Source organism: Actinomycetota bacterium, assembly GCA_035640355.1.
Lineage (GTDB): Bacteria > Actinomycetota > UBA4738 > UBA4738 > HRBIN12 > CALGFI01.
Genome location: DASQWI010000011.1, coordinates 135,950 through 161,265 on the forward strand (window position 1 = coordinate 135,950; position 25,316 = coordinate 161,265).

Genomic DNA, 25,316 nt, shown 5'->3' on the forward strand with positions numbered 1-25,316 from the left:
GGCGCTTGGCGGTCGACTTCTTCGTGGTCGAGCGCTTCGCCGTCGGCTTCTTCGTCGTCGAGCGCTTTGGCGCGCTGGTCTTCTTGCTCGACGTGGTGCTCGACGCTCGCGCCGGTGACGACGTCTTCGCGGTGGAGCCGCGTCCAGTGCGGGATGCCGTGCGCTTCGCGGCCGACGCGACGCGATCGGCCATCTTGGGCGCGTTGTCCTTGATGGCCTTTCCGATCTGTGGAGCGCGCCTGGCCACCTGATCACCCGCCGCCCGGATGGCTTTGCCGACACGCCCGGGGGTGCGCGACGCAATCTTGCGGGCCGTCTCCGGCGCCTTGTCCCGAACGGTCCTGGCGATCTTCGGAGCTCGATCCGCGACGGCCTTGCCGACCGCAGGGGCCTTGTTGGCGATGCCGGTCACCAGATCCCCGATGCGGTCTGTTGGTCGTTTCGACTTGTTGTTCGCCATGTCGGCAGGGTACGTCATACGAGGACGCCCTCGCATCCCTGGACGGACACGGACGTCACACGGCAGCGATGATGCCTGGTGCCCCTACGCAGCGCTCCTGACGACGACTGGCTCTTCGGGGATCGCCGTCCACGGGACCCCATCGAAGGTGGTCACGTCGTCGGCGGGAACCAGAACGCGGCCGGGGCCTTGCAGCTCCACGATCGCGCCGTCGGCCTTCGCCGCTGTTCGGCCACATGGGCACGCGGTGCGCCCGTCGGCGAGCTCTGTGATCTCGCCGCAGGCGAAACACTTCAGGAGTGTCGTCATGTCCCTGCCCTCCTACCCGTTGGCCGCTCCGGTGGAACATTGGATCGACGGTATCCGGACGTCGCGCGGGCGACGACGCCCGGGTTCTCCTTCCGACGGCGTTGCCCCGACGCCGGGCCCTGGTGGTCGGGACTTCGGCGAGGTCCCCCGCCCTCGCCTCGCGCCGCCGATTCCGCTGTTCGACGACGCACTTGTACCCCCCTGTTCGATCAGGGCAAACGGACCGCCCGGCACGGAGCGACCGCGGACGGTGTGCGGTGCAGGTGCGCTGCCCTGAACCAGGCAACCTGCAGTCGAAAAGCGAGGAGCCCCGGCGCCGAGGCGCCGAGGCTCCACAGTCGCGGAGGCCGGTCCAGACGCAGGCGGTGGAGGGGCCACCGACTTTTGGGCAGGGGGGCGGACCGGCCTCCCCGTTCGGGTCGATCTACGCCGTGTGGCCGCTCCTCGCTGCCGCTCGATGCGCGAGCAGCGCCACGACGAGGCGGGCGAGGGCACCAACGACGAGACCGGCGATCAGCCACACAAAAACGGCCACGCCCGGAAACTCCTTCCCCTTCCCAGCCCGGAGATCCAGGCTGGCGTACCCCCATCAGGGCGGGCCAAACCAAAACACGAGCGATGCCCGCCGTCGGCTGGTTCCCTCAGGCGAGGAGCTTGTTCGTGCGGAACCGCCGCACGTTCAGCAGGTACGGGGTGGGCTGCGTGTGCTCCCAGCAGAGATCCCCCGTGTTGTAGACGGACAGCACCGTCAGGCACGACCCCTCAGCGCATACGCGTCCCAAGCGCCCACGTCGAGGTGCCTTGCTGGTGCCGCCGGGGAGCTTGCCGCGCAGCCAGAGCCGCGCATTGAGATCGGCGGCTTCACCCATGATGGGCGACGACGTACCCGGGGATCCGGGAGGCGAAACCGAACGCGCGAACACTTTCTTCGAATCCCGGTGCCGGGATGATTCCGGCTGATCGGCTTGGGCTAGGTTTCCACGCGGCGTAACGACCGAAGCGTTTTGGACAGCAGCCGCGAGACGTGCATCTGGCTGATCCCGAGCTCCTGCGCGATCTCGCTCTGCGTGCGTTCCTCGAAGAAGCGCAGGTACAGGATGCGGCGTTCTCGCTCCGGCAGTCGCCGGATCAGCGGGCCCACGCTCTGCCAGCTCTCCAGACTCTCGAACCCATCGTCCTTCGCGGCCAGCGTATCTATGGGCGAGAAGTCGTCCTCGAACCCGGTCGGCGCGTCGAGCGAGTCGGCCGTGTACGCCCTCGACGCGTCGAGCGCCTCGATGACGTCTTCCTCCGACGCGCCGACCCGCTGCGCGATCTCTCGGATGGTCGGCGACCGCCCCAACTCCTGGGTCAGCGAAGCCATGACGCGCGTAACCCGGACGGCAAGCTCCTGGATGGGACGTGGGACGCGAACGGCCCACCCCTTGTCGCGGAGGTGACGTTTCAGCTCGCCGATGATCGTGATCGTCGCGAACGTCGAGAACTTCACCTCGCGTTCCGGGTCGAGACGGTCGATCGCCTTGAGCAGCGCGAGCGTCGCCACCTGTTCGAGATCCTCGAGCGTCTCGCCGCGCCCGGTGAACTTGCGTGCGAGATACCGCGCGAGCGGCCGGTGTCGGACCAGGAGCTCCTCGCGCGCCTTCTGATCGGGGAGCATCCCGAACAGCTGCGTGTCGCCGAGCTCGGAAACCGGCGTCATTGCGTGTTCGTGCTTCCCACGGCTCGTTTCGCCACCCGAACCGCGGGCACTCCGTCCATTCGTTCCCAGGCCACGTTGTCGGTGAGCCCCTGCAAGACCTGCGACGCGAGCGAATGCTCGACGCCGTCCGGCGGCCACTCCGGCACGTTGGCGTTCGTGCTGCATGTCGCCTGAACCCCGACGGGGGTCGGCTCCAGCCGAACCGTCAGCTCGGTTCCGCGCGCGATCAGCAACTGAGCACAGGCCTCGTCGACCGCGATGCGCAGGTCCTCGATCGCATCGATGGTCAGGTCGTTCCGTGCGGCTACGCTTCCCACCACCGTTCGGACGACGTGCAGGAACTCCGCCCGCGCGGGGACCGTGATCAGAACGGTGTCCTGCGGATGCGCAAGCACGGGTGCCTATACTGACATCGCGCCGATCGCGACGTCCTGACGAGAGGATCTCGAGTAGCAGGTACGTCGGCACGACAAAGGGGCCCGAAGGTCGAACTCCGACTCTATTTGCGGACCGAAAGCGACTGGACGGTGCTCGAGGTGGGCGGCGAGCTGGACCCCCGCGGGGCCATCACCGAGGCAGTTGGCTGATGGGCGACGATCTGTTCGAGCTCCAGCTGCCGTCGCTGGCGGAGCATCTGGCCACTGCACGGTCGTTCGCGGCCGCCGTCGCCAGGCACTATGACGTTGCGGGCGAGGCGGTGGAAGACCTCAAGATCGCCATCTCCGAGGCGTGCGTCGATGCGCTCGTCGCCGGTTCCGGCATCCGGGTGAGGGCGGAGGACGTCGGGCGGGCCGTCACGTTCGAGGTCGACTCTCCCGACGCGCCGGAGACCCCCGAACAGGAGGCGCTCGACGAGTTGGGTGCGCCGGCCAGGCTCGAGCTCATCCGGTCGCTGTTCGCCGACGCCACGATCGAGACGGACCACGGCAGGCGCGCCATCCGATTTTCGCTGCCAATCGACTAAGCGCGCCGTTTGTCCCAGCGCCACCCATGAGCCCCGAGCTCGTCGTAGCAACCCAGTCGGACGCGTTCCGCGCTCGTTCCGGTTCGCTCTGGCTTCGCAGGGGAATCCTCGTCGTGTCGAACAGCGTGTCGAACCGAAGGAGGCGACGATGGGCGAGAAGCTCGACGAGACGAAGGGCCGGGCGAAGGAAGCCGCCGGCGACCTGACCGGTAACAAGGACCTGGAACGCGAGGGTCGGATGGATCAGGCCGGCGCGAAGGTCAAGAAGAACGCCGGTGCCGCCGTCGACAAGACGAAGGAAGCGGTCGACAACGTGATGGATCGCGACGAGGACCGCTAGTCAAACTGACCCGGATTCGTCTTCCAGCTGGCGACCCAGCGGCAGGGCGAACCACAGACCCGCGATGAGTGCGGCGGTCGCGACTACCGTGGCCGCCGCACCCGCCGTCCCGAACAGAACGTCGGCGATCACGAATGCCGCCCCGCATATCGCGAGCGCCAGGAACGCGAGGCCGGTGATCGCCGTTCGGTTGGAGATCCGGAGCATTCGCTCCTTGTCGTAGCGACGCCACCGCAACCGGTGATACGCCGGCGGCGTCATCAGGAAGGCGGTCGAGGCGATCGTGGCGCAGAACGTTCCGAAATAGATGTCGCGCTGCACGTCGGTGAGCTCTCGGAACGTGTCGGTGAACGGGATCGTGAGTAGGAACGCGAACAGCACTTGCACCCCGGGGAGGGCCACACGAAGTTCGTTCAGCAGCTCGATCAGCTCGCGGTCGAGCCGTTCGTCCCGGCTCTCGTCCTTCCCGCCGGCTTGATCTTTCGGGTCGCTGGCCACCATGAGGCTTGGGTTTACCCGCATGTCGCTTCGGGAATCCACTGGTCGAGCGGGACACCGCTGACAGGAGGAGCAGATGAGCTACCAGGAGCACCACAGCCACGACGCTCCGCCCGAGGGCGGCGGCTACGTCGGCTACGCTGCGATCAAGTACACGGCGATCGTAGTCATCGTGCTCGCCATCCTGGCGTTCGTCGCCTGGTACATCCTGCCGCGCGTCGGGTAACGCCGGCGAAGAAGTCCCCAGACGTACGAGCCAACACGGAAGGGAGCACAGATGCTTGCTGTCCTGATGCAGGCCGGCAACAACGGCGGAGCCGAGACGCTGCTGTGGATCATCGCCGCGATCCTCGTGATCGCCGGGATCGTCAGCCTCATCCGCGGTGCCGTCGTCGCAGGGATCGTGCTGATCATCGTTGGACTGTTGGTCGGTCCCGGCGGGGTCAGCATCTTCAGCTAGCCGTTCTCAGCGCGTAGCGCTGCGAACGTAGCGCGAGACGAGGTCGCCGTCCTTGGGGCGGCGACCTCGCCGTTTCTATGCCCAGCGGAGCGGAGTTCGTCTCAGATCGCACGTACTACCCTGCAATGCATGCCAACCATGGGTCCGCCCGGCCGCACTCGAACCCCGGCCGACCTGCTCATCGAGCGACACCTCCCATCGGAGCCGGCGACGGTGGGGGTAGCTCGTCGAGCGATCGACGCCATCGGCGCGCGCCTGCGGCCCTCGGCGCTCGAGGGCGCGAGGCTGCTCGTGAGCGAACTGACCTCAAATGCCGTCCGCCACGGTCCTCACGACGTCGGCGCCGACCTCGCGCTTCGGATCGGATTGCGAGAGGACGTCCTCCGCGTCGAGGTGGCCGACGAGGGCGTCGGGTTCGACCCGCCGGCGCCGACCGGTCTGCTCGATGCCGGAGGGTGGGGTCTCGTCCTCGTCGATCGCGTCGCCGACCGTTGGGGCGTCGAGCCCGGGGCGCCGACGACCGTGTGGTTCGAGATCGACCGTGCGGCGCGCGACGGCGCGCGTTCGTTGTGGCCGGAGACGCTCGATCCACTGCTGCTGGACGTCCTGGGGTCCGCCATCGTCGCGGCCGACACGAACGGGGTCGTGACCCGGTGGAACCGGCGTGCCGAGCAGATGCTCGGGATCGACGAAGCGAAGACGATCGGCCGGTCGATCGGGGATGTCCTGTTCGGTTCACGGAACGACGAGACCGCCGAGACGCTCGTGAAGTGCATCCGCGATGGCGAGGCGTGGGAGACGGAGTGGCAGATTCCGCGCGGCGCCCGGTTACGGCTCTCGATCACGCCCGTGCACGACGAGCACGGAGAGCTGCTCGGGACGATCGGCGTGCTCGTCGACGTCTCCGAACGCAGGACGATCGAAGCCGCACTTGGAGAGAGCGAGCGGCGGCGCGGCGAGGCGGAACGAGGTCGCGTGGTGTTGTACGCCATCGCCCGCGCGCTGTCGACGGCGTCGACGCTCGAGGAGGCCACACCGCAGCTGATCGCGGCCATCGGCGAGGCCCTCGGATGGGAGGTCGGCGGGATGTGGCGCGTCGACCAGGATGCCGGGGTGCTGCTGTTCGTGGGGGGCTGGAGCGCAACACCGGCCACAGGTCCACGGTTCCTGCGCAAGAGCGCGAGCTTTCGCCTCCCGAAAGGCACCGGACTTCCCGGACGCGTGTGGGAGCAACGCCGGCCGGCATGGATCCCCGACGTTGCGACGGATACGAACTTCCCTCGATCCGCCGACGGACTCGAAGCCGGATTGCACGCGGCATTCGCGTTCCCGGTGACGCTCGCCGGTGAGGTTCTCGGGGTCGTCGAGTTCTTCAGTCGAAGCATCCGGGAGCCCGACGAGCCGCTCCTCAGCCTCATGGCCGCGATCGGCGCGCAGCTCGGCCAGTTCGTCGAGCGTCAGCGGACCGAGAGCGAGCTCGCCGAGAGTGAGGCGCGCAAGACAGCCGTGTTCGAGTCCGCGCTCGAGGCCATCTTCACGATGGGCGAGGACGGCCGGATCGTCGAGATGAACGGGACGGCTGCCCAGATGTTCGGGTATGCGCGGGAAGACGTGATAGGTCGGGAGCTCGTCGCGCTGATCATCCCGCCGTCGCTCCGCAGCCGGCATCGGCAGGGCCTCGAGCGGTATCGACGGACGCGCAAGGGCCGGATCTTCGGGCGACGCCTCGAGCTCACTGGGATGCGGGCCGACGGCACCGAGTTCCCCATCGAGCTCACCGTGACGGAGGTGGACCTCCCGAGCTCTGAACCGGCGCTGTTCACCGGATACATCCGCGACATCACCGACCGGCGTCGCGCACAGGAATTGCAAGCGGCGATGATGGAGAGTGAACGTGCTGCCCGCGAGCAGGTGGAGAGGGCGCACGAGCGCCTCGCGTTCCTCGCCGAGGCCAGCATGTTGCTCTCCGCGTCGCTCGATCCACGGAAGACGCTCGCGAAGATCGCGCCGCTCGTCGTGCCGAGGCTTGCCGACTGGTGCAGCATCCACGTGCTCGAGTCGGACGGGAGGATCCAGACCGTGGCGGTCGAGCACTCCGATCCCGACAAGCTGGCGGTCGCTCGCGAGTATCAGGAACGGTTTCCGTCGCGGCCCGAGGACGCGGCCGGCGTTGGTCTGGCCATCAGGACCCGGGAGCCGCAGCTGTTTCCCGAGATGACCGACGAGATGTTGGAGCAGATCCCCGAGGAGCGGCGTCGCGCCGTGCGAGAGCTGGGCATCAGCTCGGCCATGGTGGTTCCGTTGCAGGCCCGGGGACGGTCCCTCGGAGCGATCACGTTCGCGTCGTCCACCCCGGGGCGTGCGTTCGGGAAGGACGATCTGGAGCTCGCCCAGGACCTGGCGCGTCGGGCGGCGCTCGCGTTCGACAACGCGCGGCTGTACGAGGAGCGCAGTCACATCGCGCGGACCCTGCAGCGCTCGCTGCTCCCGCGTCGCCTCCCCGAGCTGCCCGGCATCGAGGTCGCGTCGTTCTATCAGCCCGCGGGCGCGATGCGAACGGAGGTGGGCGGCGACTTCTACGACGTTTTCCCGGTCGGCGAGGGCGCATGGGGTGTCGTCGTCGGAGACGTGTGCGGCAAGGGTGTCGAGGCGGCAGCGCTCACCGGCATGGCTCGGCACACGATCCGCGCGTCGGCGCTCCGGGAACACTCACCATGTGTCGCGCTCGAGGACCTGAACGACGTGATGCTGCGAGAGGATGGCGAGAGGTTTTGCACCGTCGCGCTCGCTCGGGTCGAGGTCAACGAGCGCGACGTCGCCCTCACCGTCGCATGCGGCGGCCATCCGTCCCCGTTCGTCTTGCGGCGGCGGGGAAAGCTCGAGACCGTCGGCGCGCCGGGAACGCTCCTCGGTGTGTTCGACAAGATCGCGATCGAAGATCGGTCGGCCAGGTTGAAGGCCGGCGACCTCGCCGTCTTCTACACCGACGGTCTGATCGACGCGCGTCATCCCACGCCGCTCGACGAGGCCGCGCTGCGTGCCCTGGTGCAGTCTTCGGCGGGCAAGACGGCGCAGGAGACGGTCGACGCGATCGCCGACGCGGTCGCCGACCCGTCGGGCGAGTCGCCGGACGACATCTGCATCGTTGCCTTGCGGGTGACACCCTCGACGTAGCTGTACGCAAATTCGACTGGCGACGCACACGCGCGTATAGGCTCCCCGGGACTAATCGACCGGCGCAAAGGGGAGTGGCATGGCGCGAAGGTGGCGAACCGCGGGACGCGTGGCGGCGATCGGGGTCCTGGCTCTGCTGCTGAGCGCCTGTCTGAAGCTCGACGTCGACCTGCAGGTGAACGCCGACAACACCGTTGGCGGATCCATCATCTTCGGCGTCGACAAGCAGCTCCTCGAGCTGAGCGGCAGCTCGATCGAGGACGTCCTCGACACCACCGCGCCGATCCCCGAGGACGTCGAAGGCGTCACGACCGAACCGTTCGAGGACGACCGCTTCGCCGGGCAGCGATTCACCTTCGAAGGCGTGCCGCTCGAGGAGTTCAGCAGCGGCGACCTCGCCATCACCCGGGACGGCGACGTTTTCACCGTGAACGGGGTGCTCGACCTGTCCTCTGGTCTTTCCGGTGCGACCGGGCTATCGGGGCTGACGGGACCGTTCGGCAACCCCGAGGAGCTCTTCCGCAATGCGGAGATGCGGGTCCGCATCACGTTCCCCGGCGAGGTCACCGAAGCGAACGGCGAGGTCGACGGCAACAGCGTCACGTGGGTTCCCGTCGTCGGGGAGCGTCTAGAGATCCGGGCCACGGCGGGCGCGATCGACTCCGGCGACTCGAACCTGACGCTCCTGCTCATCATCGGCGCCATCGTGCTCGCCGCCGCGATCGTCATCGGGATCGTGATGTCGCGCCGTCGCGCGGCTCCGGCGGCCGCCGGAGCCGGCGGTCCTGCCGCCGGCGAGGGCACGGCACCGGCGCCACCACCCGGGGTACCGCCTCCGCCGATGTCGGCGACCCCGCCCACGTCGCCGCCCCCGCCGACATCGCCGCCACCGACCACACCGCCGCCCCCGCCGACATCGCCGCCACCGCACACACCGCCGTCACCGCCGGCACCGCCCGACTGAGCCGAACGCGAGGTTCCTAACAGACGCGCACGGTCGCGGTCGGCAAGCTGGATGTGCGCGAAGCGCGCGCGACTCGCGGGAGGGATGATTCGTGCTCACGGTCGACGAGGGGGACGACGGGAAGACGCTCGTCCTGCAAGGCGAGATCGACATGGCGAACGTCGAGGATCTCGTCAATGCCGCGCTTTCGCGGCCTGAGAGGGGGCGCCTGCGATTGCACATGGAGCGCGTGACGTTCATCGACAGCACCGGGATCCGCGGGCTGCTCCGCATCGCCGAGGCCTATGGCGGCGAGCTGGAGGTCGTGGCACCACACCCCACCGTCCGGAAGGTGCTCCGGGTGCTAGGTCTCGACTCGACGTCACCGCTCCGCGTCGTCGACGACCCGGATGTCGACGCCCGTAGGTCCTGACGGTCACATGCACCCGTTCCCCGCCGAGATCGACAACCTCCTCCTCGAGGCGATGACCTCGGGGGATCGCGCGGCGCTCCTCGAGGGAGGCGAACGCGTGAAGTTCGGCCTGGGCGACCGGATGTTCAGCGCCGGCCGTGACGTTCCGTACGTGTACTTCCCGACCGCGGGCATGCTCTCGGTCGTGACCAGGATGGCTGACGGGGCGAGTGTCGAGGCCGTCACGATCGGCAAGGAGGGGGTCAGCGGCCCGCCGATCATCATCGAGAGCGGCTCCATCTCGAATGTGGATTGCCTGTGCCAGCTCCCAGGCGGTGGTCTTCGCGTTCCGGCCCGCACGTTTTTCGATCTACGTCGTCAGTCCTCGACGTTCGACGAGCTCGTCGACCGATACGCACTGGCCGTGTTCGGCCAGATCGCGCAGACCGCGGCGTGCAATCGCCTGCACGGTGTCGAGGCTCGCGCCAGCCGTTGGTTGCTTCAGGCGCACGATCGGTTCGGCGAGGAGATCGTCCCCATCACGCATGAGTTCCTGGCCGAGATGCTCGGCGTCCGCCGCGAGACCGTGAGCCTGACGCTGCGGATCCTTCAGAGTGCTGGGTTGGTCGAGACCCGCCGTGGGGGCGTTCGCGTGGTCGACCGGGACGGCCTCGAGTCGACGTGCTGCGAGTGCTACGGCGTGATGCGCTCCGAGCTGGAGCGGTTGTTCCCGTTCCTGCAGGGGTGAACGATATCCGCACGACGCCGTCGACTGCTCACTGCGCGTGTGCAGGTTCGACGATCCGATAGCCGACCCCTCGAACGGTCTGGATCCTGTCGTCGCCGACCTTGCGCCGGAGGTATCGGATATAGACGTCGACGAGGTTCGATCGTGGGTCGAAGTCGAGCCCCCACACGTTCGAGAGGAGATCGCTGCGGGGAACGGCCCTTCCCGCGTGGCGCATGAGCATCTCGAGGAGCGCGAACTCGCGCGACGTGAGCTCGACGATCTTTCCGGTGAGGCGCGCTCGGTGCGCGATCAGATCGAGCTCGAGATCGCCGACGTTCAGCTTGGTCGATGTTCTGTCCGGCTGTGGTCGAAGGCGCGCGCGGATCCGCGCGACGAGCTCGTCGATGGCGAACGGCTTGGGAACGTAGTCGTCGGCACCGAGGTCGAGTCCGACGACCCGGTCGTCGATGTCACCCCGCGCGCTCAGGATCACGACCGGCAGCGACGCCCACGATCTCCGTAACGCGCGGAGGACGTCGAGGCCGTCGATGTCGGGGAGTCCGAGGTCGAGGACGACGATGTCGACGCTGGCCGAGACGGCGCCGAGCGCTTCACCTCCGGTCCCGACGCGAACCACGTCGAACCCGCGGCGCTGCAGGGCCTTCTCCACGAACGAGGCGATCCGGTCCTCGTCCTCGACGAGCAGCACGTTCATCGCGGGACCGCCAGCCAGAATGTCGCCCCCGTTCCCGGCGCGTTGTCCACGCCGGCGTCGCCACCGTGGGCGCGCGCGATGCTCCGGACGACGGCGAGGCCCAGCCCGGATCCAGGCGAGCGCGTTCCGTGCGTGAACTGGCGAAACACGAGCTCCTCCTCGCCGGGCGTCACGCCGGGTCCTCGATCCGCGACCTCGAAGCGCCACGCGCGATGGGCAGCGGCGAACCGTAGCTCGACCTCGGTCCCGGCCGGCGTGTGCACTGCCGCGTTGTGCAACAGGTTCACGAGCGCCTGGGCGAGCCGGTCGGGGTCGGCGTCGATCCGAACGGGGGACGGCATCGACCGCACCCGGAGGCGACCGTCAAGGAGGGGCATCACCTTTCGCGCCACGCCGGCCATCAGCTCGCCCGCATCGACCGACTCCCGACTGAGGAACGAACGGTCCTCCTCGCGCACGACGGTCGTGATGTCCTGAACGAGCCGGCCCATGCGGTCGAGCTCGTCCAGCACGAGATCGATCGTCTCGCGTGCGTCGTCCGGGAGCGCATCCTCGCGGAGCACCTCGAGGTGGCCGCGACAGATCGTGATCGGTGTTCGAAGCTCGTGGGAGACAGCGGACATGACCGTCGTCTTCATCTCGTCGACGTATCTGAGCTTCGAGGCAATCTCCCGCTCCTCGCGGAGCTCGACTTCCGTCCTCGTGAGATGCCGGGAGCCACGCGATAACGCCTCACCGATCATGACGCATGCCGGGATCGTGATGGCGGCTGAGGCGAGACCGGTCCCGACGCTCCCCGGCAGGTCATACAGCGGAATGATGTACGCGACCGCGGCTGGTGGCGCCATCGCGACCGATGTCCAGGGCCGGTGCGCGAGCCCGATCCACACGAACGCGATGACGAAGAACACGCCGTAGCTGTGGAGCGCCGAGCCTCCGTACAGATTCCCGAACGCGATCAAGCCGAACGCGGGTGGTACGAGGACGAGACTCGCGGGCTGTGGCCACCTATCCCACGGGGCAACCCAGGCGAAGCCACCGAGCGCGATCGACGCGACCGAGACGACGATCGTGCCGGGATCGTTCGCGTCCTCCGGCGCGAGCGGGGAGGTGACGAGGACGAGCGCCCCGGAGCCCAGGAACAGCAGCGCGGCGAGCCGCCCCATGAGGCGGCGGCGCTCCGACGGCGAAGACCCGACCAGCGCCACGGACTGAGTATGCGACGTTGCGTGTGGGTCGCGTCGGCTCGGGAACCGGACACCTCCCGAGCGGTCGACAACGCGGCGCTCGCGACTCACCTACACTCACCCGCCATGACCGCTGACGCCTCCGAGGGGTTGCTCCGGTCGCTCGAGGAGCTCGAGCGCGTCGCCGAGTCGGTGACCGCCGACGAGGCGGCTCGGACGCTCGACGAGGCGACCCTTCAGGTCTTCTGGCAGCGCTGGCCACAGGCGAGCTCGTGGGCGGGAGCGCTGTGGCGTCAGTTGAATGCGGACCTCGCAGACGCGGCGACGCCCCACGACCGTTCGGAGTTCCACGACGTCGGTGGAGAAGGCGGCGGCTGACCCGGGGGACGATGGCGACCCTTCAGGACATCATGACCCGCAACGTCTTCACGACGGGTGGCGACGCATCGGTCGCCGAGGTCGCCGAGAGCATGCTCAAAGGCCGCTTCGGATCCGCAGTCATCGTCGACGGCGCCTGGATCGTCGGGATGTTCACCGAACGAGACGTCCTGCGCGCGGCGGCGGCAGGAACGGATCCAAGAGCAGCTCGGGTCACCGACTGGATGACCTCCGATCCGGTCACCGCGGCGCCCGACATGGATGCGGAGGAGGCCGCCGAGATCATGATGACGCAGGGCTTCCGCCATCTCCCCGTCGTCGACGGCACCAAGCTGCTCGGCATCGTGAGCCTCCGCGACGTCCTGCGTGTTCGGATCCGGCGGGCGTCCGGTAGCACCGAGCGGTGATGAGGAAACTCTCCGTCGTTCTCGCCGCGGGCGCGATCGTGTGGTCCGCGATACCCGCGAACGCGATCGTCAACGGGCAGGACGACGGCGGAGAGCACCCGTACGTCGGGGAGATCATGCAGTTCGCCGCCGACTTCGTGGATCCGGCGTTCGACGACCCGGGCGCCTGGTTCGTCTGCACCGGGACCCTGGTCAGCCCGACGGTGGTCATCACCGCGGGTCACTGCACCTTCGGGGTCGGTCTCGACGGCGAGTCCACGACTGCCGGGGACGGAGACGGGTCTGGCGGCAACGACATCTGGATCGACTTCAGCGAGGCGGCGCACGTGGCGGGATTCCCGGCGAGCGAGGACTACGAGCGCGGCGAGAACCACGAGGCATACGAGGATCGCAGGGACTTTCTGAACGACAGCGCGTTCTGGGTCCGGGGGACCGCGTTCGCGCACCCGGAGTTCGCGAGCGGGCCGTTCATCCTCCACGACCTCGGCGTCGTCGTGTTGGAGACGCCCGTGACAAGCGTCGGTTTCGGCGAGGTCTCGCCGGAGGGACACCTCACCGACGCGTACGCGCACGCGGCGCGCAACCATGTCTTCGAGCTCGTCGGTTACGGGCTCGAAGAGAGCAGGCCCTTCTTCTCTGCGGGCGGTCACACGCGACAGAAGGCCCAGATCAAGCTGAATTCGCTGAACCCGGGGGCGCAGGACGCGTTCGCGTTCTTCTCGAACAACAATGGGGCAGCCCACCAGGGCGGCGGGTGCCATGGCGACTCCGGTGGTCCCATCTTCGACAGCACCGATTCGGACATGGTCGTCGCGGTGCAGTCGTTCTCGTTGGGACCGCGTGCGACGTGCTCGGGCATCGCGGGCGGGTATCGCGTCGATGGGGATGACGACCTCGCGTTCTTGGCCGAGTTCGGAATCGCACCTGCGGTTTGACGCCTCGTCCGCCGCGTGTGATTCGCGGCCGTTTGGCTTCCGCGCCATGCGGAAACGATCACATGCGGTGTCGTAGCGTGAGGAATGATCGCGATCTGTCATCGGGACGTGCATCAAGGGGGCAGGAAGAAGTAGAAAGGGAATATCGGGGAGACGGAAGGAGCGTGTGATGTCGGAGGGACGAAGGCCGTTCGGCGAAGAGGAAGACGAGGGTATGGACCGGGAGCCCATAGGAGGTGGCGGGCCGACGGGCGGCGCCGGGCCGACGGGAGGTGCCTGGCCCATGCCGGAGCCGGCCGGCGCTGGCACCGGTGGGCTGTTCGGCGGGGAGATGCCGCGGCAGGAGATGCCGGGAGAGGCGCCCGCCGCCGATGAGATGGAGTCGCCCGCACGGGCGACGAGGCGAGCGCCGACCCGCAGGCCTGCGACGCGTAAGAAGACGACGACCCGCAAGACCACCGCACGCAAGAAGGCGACCACACGCAAGACCACGGGGCGCAAGAAGACGACCGGGCGCAAGAAGACGACCGCTCGCAAGACCACGGGGCGCAAGAAGACGACCGCTCGCAAGTCGACCGGTCGGAGGAAGACGACCGCTCGCAAGACCACGGGGCGCAAGAAGACGACCGCTCGCAAGTCGACCGGGCGCAAGAAGACGACCGCTCGCAAGTCGACGGGTCGGAAAACAACCAGACGGAAGACAACGGGACGAAAGACGGCGCGCCGCAAGACGACCGCTCGCAAATCGACCGGCCGGAAGACGACGCGTCGTAAGACGACCGCCCGGAAGAGCACGGGCCGGAAGACCACGCGCCGGAAGTCGACGCGCTAGTCAACGTCGCTGTTCGAGGAGCTCGAGAGCGGAAAGCTACTCGAGCTCCTCGAGGAGCCTGAGGTCGATCGCCCGGAACGCGTCCCATCGCGGGCCGCCGAGGTAGGAGTTCGTGAGCGTGACGACGCCCACGCGCGTGTCGGGGCGGAAGAACATCCTGGTGCTCACGCCGAAGTCGCCGCCGGTGTGACCCATTCGGAAGTAGCCGCGCGGAGCGGCCCCGTACCACACGAGACCCTGCCGCCAGCCCGCGTCGTACGAAAGCTGATGACGACGGGTCTCGCGGACGGTGCTTCGCTCGAGGACGCGGACGCCCTCGAAGGAGCCGTAGTTCATGAACGCCGCTAGCCAACGAGCCAGGTGGGCGGCGCTCGTTCGGAGCGCGCCGTCGGGATAATCCGGATAGCCGTACTGGAAGTACGGCTCGAGCGACCCCGTCCTCTTGTTCAGCTTGTACGGCATCGCCAGGTTCGTCGTGGTGATATCGGCCAGGCGGAACCCCGACTGGTCCATCCCGAGCGGCTCCAGGATGCGCTGCTTGCAGAGCTCGTTGAAGTCACGGTGGGCGACGACTTCCGCAACGAACGCGGCGAGCGCCACGGCAATGTTCGAGTACGCGTATGCCCTGCCCGGGCGGCGCTCGTAGAAGTTGGCGCCCTCCCGGTACCTGCTCTCACCCGGTACGAGGTACGAGCGTAGGAACTCTCCAAGCTCGATCGGTGAGTCGCCCTGGAAGTACAGGGAATCCCGGGAGTAGGGCGTTCCCCACACGGAGAAGCGGTCGCGGATCGCGGAGGTGTGGATGAGCAGCATCCGCGTTGTGATCGGCTCCCTCGGTGCTGCGGGGATTCGAACCTCGAACGGCAGGTAGTCGTTGACGTCGGCGTCGAGATCCAGATCGCCGTCCTCGACCACCGACATCACGCCCGCGCACGTAACGGTCTTTGAAACGGACGCGAGCATGAACACGGTGTCGGGAGTCACGCGGATGTCGTTCTCTCGATCTGCCCACCCCGCGCCGATCGTCCAGGCGATCTCGTCGCCTCGAACGAGCGAGACGGCTATTCCGGGAGTTTGCGCCTCGCGCATCTGTTCGTGGACGAACGACTCGAAGCGTGCCGGAGCCGCGATTGCACGAACGAACGAGAACGGCGCGATCGTCGCGGCGCCACCGGCGAGGGCGCTCCCCAGGAATCGGCGTCGGGTCATGGCGGGGCCGCGGGGGGCCGCCCGGTCGACCGCCATCTCTCGCAGTGGCGCGTCGGCTCGGATCATCACGATCTCTCCGCGCTGAACGCTAGCGAACCGCGCCCGCGCGCGCGCGCGACGCCTTCGTCGTCGCGCACCGTTTATCGTGCCGACACTCGTACTCGAGGAGGCATGTGCATGCGAGCCGTCGAGGCACGTCGAGAGGACGCGCACCCCCACGCGAGGCCCGAATGGTTCAGCGGGCCGGTCGCCATCCAGGAGCTGAGCGAGGCGTCCGACGCTCCTGGGCTCGAGATCTTCGCCGTGTTCTTCGATCCCGGCGCACGAACGCTCCCGCACACGCACTCGACGGACCAGCTCCTGTATTTCCTTGAGGGCGAGGGCGTGGTCGGCGCGCAGGGTGACCGACGGCTGTACCGGCCCGGCGGGATGGCGGTGATCCCGGCCAACGAATGGCACTGGCACGGCGCGACGCCGACCTCCGCGATGTGCCATCTCTCGATCCGGCCCGGCGGTCCGTCCGCGTGGGCGCCGGACGTTCCGATGCACGACTGGGACGAATACATGACCGGCGCGCGCGTCACCTGACTCGTTACCCAAGCTGCGTGGCGACCTTCTGATCGCTGCACGCGAGCGTCGACCCCACGTCTCGCCGCCGTCCCCGGTGAGGGCTTCCTGATCGAACCGGCCCGACGCGAGCCGAGCCACCGACTAACGCGTCAGTGAGTCATGTGGTTTCGACTGCTCCCGTCCGGCTTGCCCGAACCAGTAGCCGACGATCGTGCCGGCGATGCCTACGACGGGGGCCATATACGTCCCGAACTCCGTCGCTTCGAGCCCGCTCAAGATGGCGATGATCGGCATCGAAACGATGGCAGCCACGATTAGGACAAGCACAACCCCACGCCACCTATAGGAGTTACGGACCTCAGAATCGATCGCCACGTCCTTGCCGCGCGTGTAGGCGTCCAAGATCCGCTGAGCGACCAGTGCCTGGAATTCCCGCTGGTTCTGAGCAACTTTTTGCTCCGCGTTGAACCTCGTCTCGGCGCGCTTTTCCGGTGTTTCGCCGGGCGGGTAGTAGGGCACCGACGTCATCACTCTTGCGGCCATCTCCATGAGGCCGCTGATTTCGAGCTGAGACATGCTGATGTCGGCAGGTAGGTCGGGAACCGTTGTTGGCATCGTTTGGAGGCCCTTCGAGGTGCGCAGGTTCTCGTACGCCTCTTGCTCCGTCCGAAGGTCGGCGTCAGCCTTCGCCTGAGATTCCTCCCGCTCTTTCTCCCACTCGCGCTGCCGCCTGGCCAGCTCCTCCTCCCATTCCTCGCGTGCCTGATCGAGCGGCACAGCCGGCACCTCGTCGGCGACCTGACCGTTCCCGTCCGCATTGAACAGACCGACCACTTCTGCGGCCGGCTCCGGTTCTACCTGCGCCTGGGGCTCTCCCATCGTTTCTGCCCCGGACGACTCGTGGGTTGGCGACGGCTCCGTCTCTTCCAGAAAACCTCGCGGCTCGTGCCATTCCTCCGCCATGGCGGCCCTCCTTCGCTCCTCAACTACTTCGCTACTTATCGGCCGTAAGCCACACGAACGTGAGCAACGGCGCGCGCAGGCTCAACCGAAGGGAGCGAGGACCTGAGCCCTCTCAATGCGCTGGGCAAAGGTGCCGATGTCTCGTTCGGAGGTCTCCGAGCATGCAGGGTCAGGACGTCGAGGGGTTGGTTCAGGATGTCCTGTCACGGGCGGACGAGGCCGAAGCCATGTACCGGACCCTCGTCGACCTCGTACCTGCGATCACGTATGTCGAGGCACTCGACACTCGGCGAACGTTCTCGATCAGCCCCCAAGTCGAGTCGATCCTCGGATTCACGCCGGAGGAGTGGCTCGGTGACTCAGCCCGGTGGGAGGGTGCGCTCCACCCCGACGACAGGGATCGCGTGGTGGCGTCGTGCGCTCGTGCGAACGTTACGTTCGAGCCATGGCGTGAGGAGTACCGCATGATCGCGAAGGACGGGCGCGTCGTCTGGATCCACGACCAGGCGGTCCTCGTCCGAGGTGCCAACGGCACGCCGCTTTGCTGGCAAGGCATCATGGTCGACGTCACAGCGCAGCGACAGCCGCCCGCCTGAGCGGGCGCGTCACTCATTCTTCCTCGAGCTCGTCCTGCTCCACGTCGTGCTGATCGTCGTGGTCGGTCCCGCCAGGAACACTGTCGCGGACCGAGAGCGCGGCCTCCTCCGGCGAGGCGAACTCGTCTCGCTCCAAGACGGCCTCGCCCGCCAGCTGCTCATCGAGATCCGGCACGCCGTCATCCACGACCGAAACCACCTCGTCGATGGCGGCTCGCTCCGGCCGCTCCTCGGCGAGCGCCCGTTCCAGCCCCTCACCGGCTTGCGCCTCAGCAGCCGTCGTTCCGGGTAGTTCGGCGCCGAACGCGTGGTCCGCTTGCAAGATGTCGGCCTCGAGCTCGTCGCCCTCTACCTCGTCGTCGCCCTCGTCTCGGGGGTCGTATTCGGTCATCAACTCACTCCCGGTCCGCCTGTCCGTCAACAGCATGAACGACGTACCTATCCGAACGTGAATGCAAACGCCTCGATTCCCGGACCCTCGAGCGCGATCTCGAACGTGCGCTCCCGAACGTCACCCCGTTGGCGAACGAGCTGATACAGCCGCGGCTCCGTGACTGCACCCTTGCCCTGTTCGTCAACGTCCGTCCCGTGATCAGTGCCTGCTGGTTGCCCATCGAGGAGCACTCGGAACGGCACCGACGCGCCACTCGCGGGCGGCGCCATCACCATGTGCAGGTCGCGCGCGTGGAAACGGAACGCGATCCGTCCGCGGGAGTCGTTCGACATGGCGGCCTGTCGCTCGACCGTCCAGTCGCCCGAGAGCGCCCACTCGTTGAGATCCAGGCGCGGAGGAATGGCATACACGTTCCGCCTATCCACCAAGCCACCAGGAGAGGCGAAATTCGTGGTGCGCTCGTACCCGACGTATGTTTCCGGAGACCGCAGGCTGTCCCAGTCCGCTCCGACTTCGAAGCCGGCCGGATCGACCGCAACCAGGTCGGTGGCGACGCTTTCGATCCCGGCCTCGGTGAGGAGCCGCTGGATCGTTCGTTCCGATCGTTCGTAGTCCTCCTCGCCGAAGTGATGACCTCGCAGGTGCCCGTTCGCGCCGACGAAGTACAGGGCCGGCCAGTAGTGGTTCTCGAAAGCCGTCCAGATCGCGTAGTCGCTGTCGGTCACGATCGGAAAGGGAACGTCGAGGTCCTTCGCTGCCTGCCGCACGTTGTCAACGTCGCTCTCGAACCCGAACTCGGGCGTGTGCACGCCCACCACGGTCAGCCCATTCGCACCGTACCGCTCGTACCAGGCGCGCACGTAGGGGAGGGTCCGAAGCCAGTTGATGCACGTGTACGTCCAGAACTGAACGAGGACGACGCGGTCGCGAAGTCCCGAAGCGGTCAACGGGGGAGAGTTCAGCCACTCCGAAGCCGTGTCGAACGCCGTCAGGATCCCTGTGGCCTGCGCGTCCGCCTCGATTGTCAGGCCTAGCGGAACGCCCTCACGCTCCGATATCTCCTCGAGCGATGTCCCGCTCGCGCCGTGCAGTGTTGCCCCCAACAGTTCGCGCCCCGCCATCTCGAACCTCCTTCAGTCGCCGTCCACTTCCACTTTGGCCTCCGCGAACGCGGGGGCCTCTTGTGGCAGGTTGTGTCCGACACCGCCGTCAATGGTCCGGTCCACGTATCTGCCCGAAACTTCGTTGCGTAGCTCCACGGAGCGCCTCCCGAGCGGGAGTTGGACCTCCCCAGGTGGCACACTACGGCCGATCGGAGATGTCGTTTGCGGGACTGCGTAGATGGACGTCCGCGCTACGCGCGCTCCTCCATCGCCGCCGGCTGACAATCTCTGAGTGATGTACGTCAGTCGCATTAGTTTGGGCGACTGCGTCGTGGGTACGTTCCGACTCGCGCCGGCCACTAAATCGATTTGCACCGCAGAAGGATCGGCGGGCGCGGGCCGGTGCGGGGGTGCTCGTGAGGGCTGGTCGGGTCGTTGCCCTGCCAGCTGGGTCGCGCGTCGGCTCGGCGTGCCGCCCCATCAGGTGCAGATCTCCGTAGCGGATTGCTGCCGTCTTCGAGTGGGTCCAAACGTGCGCCCGAGCGGGCGCGAATTGGGGAGGGAGACGATGCGGACAGAAAGGACGCTGACCCGGCGAAGGTTCCTCGCGCGAAGCGGTGTGGGCGCGGCGGCGCTGCTGGGCGGGGGTGCGTCGACGCTAGCGGGTATCGGAACGGCGTTGGCCGCGCCGACAGGCCAGCTGGTCCAGGCAGCCGCGGGGAAGGGACTCATGTACGGCTCGTCGCTCGCCACGTGGCAGTACGCGGGCTCGGAGTTCTCGCAACCCGATCCCGAGTACGGAGCCCTCCATGCTCGCGAGGCCGGAATGATGTTCACCGAGGACGACCTGCTCTGGTGGCGGCTCAGGCCATCGCGCACGGCCGCGCTCGACTTCTCGTACGGGGACCGGATCATCGGGGACGCGGAGACCAACGCGCAGCAGGTGTTCGCGGCGCACATGGTCTGGGACTCGGGCTTCGGCGACGGCTGGACGGAAGACGAGCTTCGCTCACTGCCTCAGCAAGAGGCCCGTGACCTCCTGTTCGGCACGATCGATGCCGAGGCCGCTCGGTACGCCGGACGGGCCAGGGCATGGGTCGTCGCGAACGAGGTCGTCAGCCACAACCGAGTGGACGCGAATGGTTTCTGGACCGTGACGCCGTGGTACCAAACGATCGGCCCGACCCACGTCGACGAGGCCTTCTTCCACGCGCGCCAGCACGATCCGAGCGCGATCCTCGTGATCAACGACTTCGGGTTCGAGGTGGGGTCGACCGCGACTGGGCGCCGAACGAACATCCTCAAGGCGATCGACCACCTCCAAACCGTGGGCGCGGACGTGGGCGCGCTCGGGGTGGAGGCGCACCTCAACTACCAGGGGTTCGCCCGAAGCTTCAATCCGACGGCGTACCGGTCGTTCCTCGCGAGCGTCGCGTCTCGCGGCCTGCACATCTTCGTCACGGAATTGGACGTCCTCGACGATGGGCTTCGAGGCGACATCGCGACCATCGACGCCGGCGTCGCGGACGTCTATAAGCGCTACCTCGACGTGGTGCTTCAAGAGCAAGCGGTGAAGATCGTGATCACGTTCGGGCTTACGGACCGGTACACATGGCTGCAAGAGGATTTCCCGCGGCGCGACGGCCAACCTCGGCGTCCTCTCCCATTCGACGCGAACCTGCAGCCGAAGCCCGCATACAACGCGATCCTCCAGGCTTTCCAGGGGGCACCGTCGAGGACGCCGTTATGACCTCGACGTGACGACGCTGTCTCGATAGACAGAGGGATCCGGCGGCGCCGGCCTAGGCCGGCGCCGCCGACAACCTCATCGCGACACCCTTGTCGCGACGGCCCTGTCGTCAACCATGAGTTCGCTCTTCCCGCCGAGAGGGAATGACATCGGCCGACCACAGGTATTGCATCGCGTAGGCGCGCCACGGGCGCCATCGCGTGCTGTGCTCGTTCAGTTCGTCGGCGCCGACCGGCAAACCCAACGTAGCTGCGCCGCCCAATGCTCCGCATCACCTGGAAGGAACGCATCGGGGTCGTTGAGCGCACGCATCGCGATGTACGACGCCGTCCACGGTCCGATCCCCGGCATGGCCAAGAGCCGGCCGCGGACATCGTTCCTGTCTGCGCCGGCGTCGAGCACAAGGTCCCCTGCGGCAAGCGCCTGCGCAAGTCGAATGACGGCTCGACGTCGGGATTCCGGCATCCCGATCGGCGATAGGTCTGCCTCGGCGATCGTCTCGGCACTCGGGAACAGGTGGGTTAGGCCGTGGACGGCGGTGTCCACTGGAGGACCGATCAGCTCCACGAGGCGCTGCGCAGCGGTTCTCGCGGCCTTGACGGACACTTGTTGTCCCAGCACGGCGCGTACGGCCAGCTCGTGCGCGTCGAGCGTGCCGACTACCCGAAGGCCGGGCAACTGGGCGAGCGCTGGGCGAAGACACGGGTCTCCGCCCAGCACATCGTGGATCGCGGCCGGATCGCAGTTCAGGTCGAGGAATGAGCGACATCGTTGTACGAGCGTGCCGAGATCTCGGACATCCCGAACCTGCGTTCGGCATGTGAAGTGGTCATCGCCCGGGAGCAGCTCCACCAGGCCGTACTCGTGCGGCAGCCGCACCGTTCGGCGGTAGATGCCGTCCGACACGACCTCAACGCCAGGCACGCACCGGGCACCGAGAAAGCGCAACGTGCCCTCGATCGCGTACGGCGATCGGAAGGGCATGCGCACCGAAACGCCGCCGTTCATCGGAGGCTGCTTCGAACGCGAGCGCAGTTGGCTCGGCGTCGCGCCGAATACCTGGCGGGTGACGTCGTTGAACTGCCGAACGCTCGCGAAGCCGGAGGCGAACGCCACGTCGGCCATCGGCATCTGCGTGGCGTCCAAGAGCATCCGGGCAGTCTGAGCACGGTGCGCTCTCGCGACGGCCAGCGGTCCGACTCCGACCTCTTCCACCAGCTGACGGTGGATGTGCCGGCTCGTGTATCCAAGCCGGCGGCTGAGACCTTCGACTCCTTCGCGGTCGACGACGCCGTCCGCGATCAAGCGCATGGCGCGTCCCACGACGTCGGCGCGCGCGTCCCACTCCGGTGATCCGGGGGCGATTTCGGGTCGGCATCGCCGGCATGCCCGGAAGCCCGCCGCCTGCGCGCCGGCAGCGGTCGGGAAGAACGACACGTTCGATCGCTTGGGCATGGTCGCGGGGCAGCTCGGTCGGCAGTAGATCCCCGTTGACCTCACCCCGATGTACACGACACCGTCGAACCGCTCGTCGCGGCTCTCGGCGGCGCGATACCAGCTCTCGAAGTCCTGCACGGCTCGAATCTTCCGCGTTGACGGCGACAGGCGCTGGCGGGATTCGGACTCGATCCCGCGAACGCCGTTGACGTCCGTTTGCCGCCAGACTGTTGCGTCCGGCCGGGCTACAAGGATCACCATGCCTCGCACACAACTCGGCACGCAGTACGCGAAGCTCTGGAGCGCCAGCTCGATCTCGAACCTGGGTGACGGCGTATCCCTCGCGGCAGTGCCGCTGCTCGCCGCGGCTCTCACGCGAGATCCCGTGGTGTTCGCTGGGGTTACGGTCGCGAGTCGCCTCCCATGGCTCGCGTTCTCGCTCACGGCCGGGGAAGTTGCCGACACCGTCGATCGGAAGAAGCTCGTTGCGTTCGTCGATGGCGGGCGCTTCGTCGTGTCGGCGCTCGTCGGACTGGGCGTGCTCCAAGGCTGGGTGACGATCTGGCACCTGTACGGTGCTGCCTTCCTGCTCGGTACGGGTGAGGTCTTCGCCGACATCGCGGCGCAGGTTCTGATGCCGGCGATCGTGCCGCGCTCGGAGCTCGAGCGGGCGAACGGACGCCTGTTCGGCGCGGAGATCGTGACCAACCAATTCGCGGGTCCGCCGCTCGGGAGCTGGTTGTTCGCAGCAGTGGCCGCATCGCCGTTCCTCTTCGACGCCGCAACATTCGCAGCTGCGGCGCTGCTCGTTTCGTGGATCCGTGTCTCACCGCAGTCGCACGTCGCTCCCAGCGGAGAGCGAGAAAGGCCGCGGATCCGCGAAGGCATCGAGCTCCTGTGGAGGAACCGCTTGATCCGTACGCTGGCGCTGCTCGGCTCCGCGATGAACGCGTTGTGGACCGCCGGCGCTTCGATCCTGGGTCTGTACGCCCTCGAGGTCCTGGGGATCGAGGAGGCCGCGTTCGGCCTCCTCCTAACGGCGTCCGGCGTCGGCTACGCAGCCGGCAGCTTCACCGCGGCGCGAGCGATCGAGCGGCTCTCGCGGTCGCGTTCGCTGATCGCCGCCGCCGCCTCGGAGATCCTTCTGTTCGTGCTCTTCGCGGCCTGGCCTCAGCCGGTCGTGGCAGGAGTGGGTCTGGCCGTCTTCGGTTACTTCTCGGCGCTCTGGGATGTAACGGCCGTGTCGCTACGACAGTCCGTCGTGCCGGACGAGCTGTTGGGTCGTGTCAACGGCGCCTACCGATTCATCCAGTGGGGCTCGATGCCCATCGGCGCGTTACTCGGTGGAACGATCGCAGGTGCTTTTGGCTTGCGATGGCCCTGGATCGTCGCCGCCGGCGTGCTGACATTGGCGCTGCTCGTCGCCATACGGCCGCTTGCGTCGGCCGGAGTGCCGGCGTCGACCTGACGAGGACCTGGTCGATCCCACGAGCGCGGGCCCCCTGCGTTTGTCGTTCCAAGCGGCAAACCTTGAAGATGCGCCCGTGGACGCACCGGAGACCGCGACCTCGTTCGGGCGCGCCCAGCCGAGGGTCGGCTGGCTCGCCAACGCCGCCACGCTTCTCGCCAGGATCGGCGCCGATCCCGCAGACGACGAGGATCTGCGCCACAAGAAGGCGCTCCTCGTCCTGATTTCGATCCTGATCGCACCGGTGTCCGTCGTGTGGGGCATCCTGTACCTCACCCTCGGTTCGGCGGTGGGCATCGCTCCGCTCGTCTACTTCGCCATTTCGGTCGTGTCCCTGGTCGTATTCGCGCGAACCAAGAGCTTCCGGTTCCTCCTCGTCGTTCAGCTCCTTGACATCCTCGTTGCGCCGACGGCCGGTGGGCAGATGCTCATCGGCGGATTCCTCCCCTCTGGAGGAGTCGGGCTGTGGGGGATCTTGGCCCCGCTGGGAGCCCTCGTCTTCCTCGAGGTCCGTCAGGCGATCCGCTGGTTCGGCGCATTCCTTCTCGTCTTCGTTCTCACGGGGATCCTTGGCGAGGTCCTCTTCGCCGACGCGGATCTACCGGTGTGGTTCACGAGCACGATGCTGGCTCTCAACGTCATCGGAGCCGGCTCGGTCGCCTTCACGCTCCTCGCGTCGTTCGCCAACCAACGCAACAGGGCGCTAGTCGCGCTCACGGCCGAGCAGGCGAAGTCGGAAGCGCTCCTCACGAACGTACTGCCGAGCTCGGTCGCCGAGCGGCTGAAGGTCGCCACACAGACGATCGCGGACCACTTCGATGCGGCCTCGATCCTGTTCGCCGACGTCGTCGACTTCACGCCGCTCGCGCGGCGCCTTCCGCCGGCCGACGTCGTCGGCATCCTCGACCGCCTGTTCTCGCACTTCGACACGCTCGTCGAGCGTCACGGACTCGAGAAGATCAAGACGATCGGCGATTGCTACATGGCCGTAGCGGGCGTGCCCGAGCCGTGCGCCGACCACGCGCGCAGGACCGCACTCCTGGCGCTCGACATGCGGAACATGATCGCGACGTCGGCCATCGCCGGACAGGCGAGGCTCGAGCTGAGGATCGGCATCAACTCTGGTCCGGTCGTCGCCGGGGTGATCGGGACGAAGCGGTTCCTCTACGACCTCTGGGGCGACACCGTGAACACGGCGAGCCGGATGGAGGAGCACGGCACGCCCGGCGAGATACAGATCACGAGCGCGACGTACGAGCTGCTCAAGGATGAGTTCATCTGCAAGGAACGCGGAACGATCTCCGTCAAGGGACAGGGCCAGACGGAGACGTGGTACCTCGAGGGGCCACGATCTGATCGCGCTCGCACGACATAGAGGGCTGC

General features: G+C 67.4%; 29 protein-coding genes. 18 read left to right on the forward strand and 11 right to left on the reverse strand.

Annotated elements, in window-relative coordinates:
* Positions 1–5: 5 nt before the first annotated feature.
* Positions 6–251, forward strand: coding sequence for a hypothetical protein (locus tag VFA08_06025; GenBank protein ID HYZ13150.1), 246 nt, complete (start codon positions 6–8; stop codon positions 249–251).
* A 293-nt stretch (positions 252–544) separates the two neighbouring features.
* On the opposite strand, the gene VFA08_06030 is transcribed toward VFA08_06025, so the two are convergent.
* The 3 genes from VFA08_06030 to VFA08_06040 form a co-directional block, all read right to left on the reverse strand.
* Positions 545–769 (reverse strand): hypothetical protein, encoded by a 225-nt coding sequence (locus VFA08_06030; protein ID HYZ13151.1) that lies wholly within the window; start codon positions 767–769, stop codon positions 545–547.
* 970 nt (positions 770–1,739) lie between these two features.
* Positions 1,740–2,468, reverse strand: coding sequence for a SigB/SigF/SigG family RNA polymerase sigma factor (locus VFA08_06035; protein HYZ13152.1), 729 nt, complete (start codon positions 2,466–2,468; stop codon positions 1,740–1,742).
* Positions 2,465–2,863 carry an anti-sigma regulatory factor gene (locus VFA08_06040; protein HYZ13153.1) on the reverse strand — a complete coding sequence of 133 codons (399 nt, stop codon included), beginning with the start codon at positions 2,861–2,863 and terminating at the stop codon, positions 2,465–2,467. Before VFA08_06040 ends, VFA08_06035 begins: the two co-directional genes overlap by 4 nt.
* Positions 2,864–3,054: 191 nt before the next feature.
* Between VFA08_06040 and VFA08_06045 the strand changes: the two genes are divergently transcribed.
* Together VFA08_06045 and VFA08_06050 are read left to right on the forward strand one after the other, a co-directional pair.
* Positions 3,055–3,432, forward strand: coding sequence for an ATP-binding protein (locus VFA08_06045; GenBank protein ID HYZ13154.1), 378 nt, complete (start codon positions 3,055–3,057; stop codon positions 3,430–3,432).
* A gap of 148 nt (positions 3,433–3,580) precedes the next feature.
* A complete protein-coding gene (locus tag VFA08_06050; protein ID HYZ13155.1) occupies positions 3,581–3,772 on the forward strand; it encodes a CsbD family protein in 192 nt (63 codons plus the stop codon).
* Here the strand turns inward: VFA08_06050 and VFA08_06055 are convergent, their stop codons facing one another.
* A complete protein-coding gene (locus VFA08_06055) occupies positions 3,773–4,270 on the reverse strand; it encodes a DUF6328 family protein (GenBank protein ID HYZ13156.1) in 498 nt (165 codons plus the stop codon).
* Between the two features lie 76 nt (positions 4,271–4,346).
* Between VFA08_06055 and VFA08_06060 the strand changes: the two genes are divergently transcribed.
* The 6 genes from VFA08_06060 to VFA08_06085 all read left to right on the forward strand — a co-directional run bounded on the left by VFA08_06060 (position 4,347) and on the right by VFA08_06085 (position 10,007).
* Positions 4,347–4,496 carry a hypothetical protein gene (locus tag VFA08_06060; protein ID HYZ13157.1) on the forward strand — a complete coding sequence of 50 codons (150 nt, stop codon included), beginning with the start codon at positions 4,347–4,349 and terminating at the stop codon, positions 4,494–4,496.
* 66 nt (positions 4,497–4,562) lie between these two features.
* Entirely contained in the window at positions 4,563–4,730 is a 168-nt protein-coding gene (locus VFA08_06065; GenBank protein ID HYZ13158.1) for a GPGG-motif small membrane protein, read from the forward strand.
* Positions 4,731–4,859: 129 nt separating this feature from the next.
* Positions 4,860–7,904, forward strand: a complete 3,045-nt coding sequence (locus VFA08_06070) for a SpoIIE family protein phosphatase (GenBank protein ID HYZ13159.1) — start codon at positions 4,860–4,862, stop codon at positions 7,902–7,904.
* A 79-nt stretch (positions 7,905–7,983) separates the two neighbouring features.
* Complete coding sequence (locus tag VFA08_06075) at positions 7,984–8,868, forward strand: hypothetical protein (GenBank protein ID HYZ13160.1); 885 nt, start codon at positions 7,984–7,986, stop codon at positions 8,866–8,868.
* A 91-nt stretch (positions 8,869–8,959) separates the two neighbouring features.
* Positions 8,960–9,280 carry an STAS domain-containing protein gene (locus VFA08_06080; protein ID HYZ13161.1) on the forward strand — a complete coding sequence of 107 codons (321 nt, stop codon included), beginning with the start codon at positions 8,960–8,962 and terminating at the stop codon, positions 9,278–9,280.
* A gap of 7 nt (positions 9,281–9,287) precedes the next feature.
* The gene (locus VFA08_06085) at positions 9,288–10,007 is read left to right on the forward strand and encodes a Crp/Fnr family transcriptional regulator (GenBank protein HYZ13162.1); all 720 of its coding nucleotides are present in this window, start codon (positions 9,288–9,290) and stop codon (positions 10,005–10,007) included.
* 28 nt (positions 10,008–10,035) lie between these two features.
* Here VFA08_06085 and VFA08_06090 read toward each other — a convergent pair whose 3' ends face one another.
* Together VFA08_06090 and VFA08_06095 are read right to left on the reverse strand one after the other, a co-directional pair.
* Positions 10,036–10,704 carry a response regulator transcription factor gene (locus tag VFA08_06090; GenBank protein HYZ13163.1) on the reverse strand — a complete coding sequence of 223 codons (669 nt, stop codon included), beginning with the start codon at positions 10,702–10,704 and terminating at the stop codon, positions 10,036–10,038.
* Positions 10,701–11,912 (reverse strand): HAMP domain-containing sensor histidine kinase, encoded by a 1,212-nt coding sequence (locus tag VFA08_06095; GenBank protein ID HYZ13164.1) that lies wholly within the window; start codon positions 11,910–11,912, stop codon positions 10,701–10,703. The genes VFA08_06090 and VFA08_06095 overlap by 4 nt, the downstream gene beginning before the upstream one ends.
* Positions 11,913–12,017: 105 nt before the next feature.
* Here VFA08_06095 and VFA08_06100 point away from each other — a divergent pair, with 105 nt between their 5' ends.
* The 4 genes from VFA08_06100 (at position 12,018) to VFA08_06115 (ending at position 14,443) form a co-directional block, all read left to right on the forward strand.
* Positions 12,018–12,269 (forward strand): hypothetical protein, encoded by a 252-nt coding sequence (locus VFA08_06100; GenBank protein HYZ13165.1) that lies wholly within the window; start codon positions 12,018–12,020, stop codon positions 12,267–12,269.
* 11 nt (positions 12,270–12,280) lie between these two features.
* On the forward strand, positions 12,281–12,676 hold the full coding sequence (locus tag VFA08_06105; GenBank protein HYZ13166.1) for a CBS domain-containing protein: 396 nt from the start codon (positions 12,281–12,283) through the stop codon (positions 12,674–12,676).
* Positions 12,676–13,611: a trypsin-like serine protease gene (locus VFA08_06110; GenBank protein ID HYZ13167.1), complete on the forward strand. Its 936-nt coding sequence runs from the start codon at positions 12,676–12,678 to the stop codon at positions 13,609–13,611. The genes VFA08_06105 and VFA08_06110 overlap by 1 nt, the downstream gene beginning before the upstream one ends.
* 283 nt (positions 13,612–13,894) lie before the next feature.
* Entirely contained in the window at positions 13,895–14,443 is a 549-nt protein-coding gene (locus tag VFA08_06115; GenBank protein ID HYZ13168.1) for a hypothetical protein, read from the forward strand.
* Between the two features lie 36 nt (positions 14,444–14,479).
* Here VFA08_06115 and VFA08_06120 read toward each other — a convergent pair whose 3' ends face one another.
* Positions 14,480–15,718, reverse strand: coding sequence for a serine hydrolase (locus VFA08_06120; GenBank protein ID HYZ13169.1), 1,239 nt, complete (start codon positions 15,716–15,718; stop codon positions 14,480–14,482).
* Positions 15,719–15,829: 111 nt separating this feature from the next.
* On the opposite strand from VFA08_06120, the gene VFA08_06125 reads away from it, so the two are divergent.
* The gene (locus tag VFA08_06125; GenBank protein HYZ13170.1) at positions 15,830–16,240 is read left to right on the forward strand and encodes a cupin domain-containing protein; all 411 of its coding nucleotides are present in this window, start codon (positions 15,830–15,832) and stop codon (positions 16,238–16,240) included.
* A gap of 123 nt (positions 16,241–16,363) precedes the next feature.
* Here the strand turns inward: VFA08_06125 and VFA08_06130 are convergent, their stop codons facing one another.
* Positions 16,364–16,999, reverse strand: coding sequence for a hypothetical protein (locus tag VFA08_06130; protein HYZ13171.1), 636 nt, complete (start codon positions 16,997–16,999; stop codon positions 16,364–16,366).
* Positions 17,000–17,346: 347 nt separating this feature from the next.
* On the opposite strand from VFA08_06130, the gene VFA08_06135 reads away from it, so the two are divergent.
* A complete protein-coding gene (locus tag VFA08_06135; protein HYZ13172.1) occupies positions 17,347–17,781 on the forward strand; it encodes a PAS domain-containing protein in 435 nt (144 codons plus the stop codon).
* A 13-nt stretch (positions 17,782–17,794) separates the two neighbouring features.
* Here VFA08_06135 and VFA08_06140 read toward each other — a convergent pair whose 3' ends face one another.
* Positions 17,795–18,172 (reverse strand): hypothetical protein, encoded by a 378-nt coding sequence (locus tag VFA08_06140; protein HYZ13173.1) that lies wholly within the window; start codon positions 18,170–18,172, stop codon positions 17,795–17,797.
* A gap of 47 nt (positions 18,173–18,219) precedes the next feature.
* The gene (locus VFA08_06145) at positions 18,220–19,296 is read right to left on the reverse strand and encodes a redoxin domain-containing protein (GenBank protein ID HYZ13174.1); all 1,077 of its coding nucleotides are present in this window, start codon (positions 19,294–19,296) and stop codon (positions 18,220–18,222) included.
* A gap of 550 nt (positions 19,297–19,846) precedes the next feature.
* Here VFA08_06145 and VFA08_06150 point away from each other — a divergent pair.
* Positions 19,847–21,028 carry an endo-1,4-beta-xylanase gene (locus tag VFA08_06150; GenBank protein HYZ13175.1) on the forward strand — a complete coding sequence of 394 codons (1,182 nt, stop codon included), beginning with the start codon at positions 19,847–19,849 and terminating at the stop codon, positions 21,026–21,028.
* 213 nt (positions 21,029–21,241) lie between these two features.
* Here the strand turns inward: VFA08_06150 and VFA08_06155 are convergent, their stop codons facing one another.
* Positions 21,242–22,603, reverse strand: a complete 1,362-nt coding sequence (locus tag VFA08_06155) for an AlkA N-terminal domain-containing protein (GenBank protein HYZ13176.1) — start codon at positions 22,601–22,603, stop codon at positions 21,242–21,244.
* A 121-nt stretch (positions 22,604–22,724) separates the two neighbouring features.
* Between VFA08_06155 and VFA08_06160 the strand changes: the two genes are divergently transcribed.
* Positions 22,725–23,933 (forward strand): MFS transporter, encoded by a 1,209-nt coding sequence (locus VFA08_06160; protein HYZ13177.1) that lies wholly within the window; start codon positions 22,725–22,727, stop codon positions 23,931–23,933.
* 76 nt (positions 23,934–24,009) lie between these two features.
* Positions 24,010–25,308, forward strand: a complete 1,299-nt coding sequence (locus tag VFA08_06165) for an adenylate/guanylate cyclase domain-containing protein (GenBank protein HYZ13178.1) — start codon at positions 24,010–24,012, stop codon at positions 25,306–25,308.
* Positions 25,309–25,316: the final 8 nt, after the last annotated feature.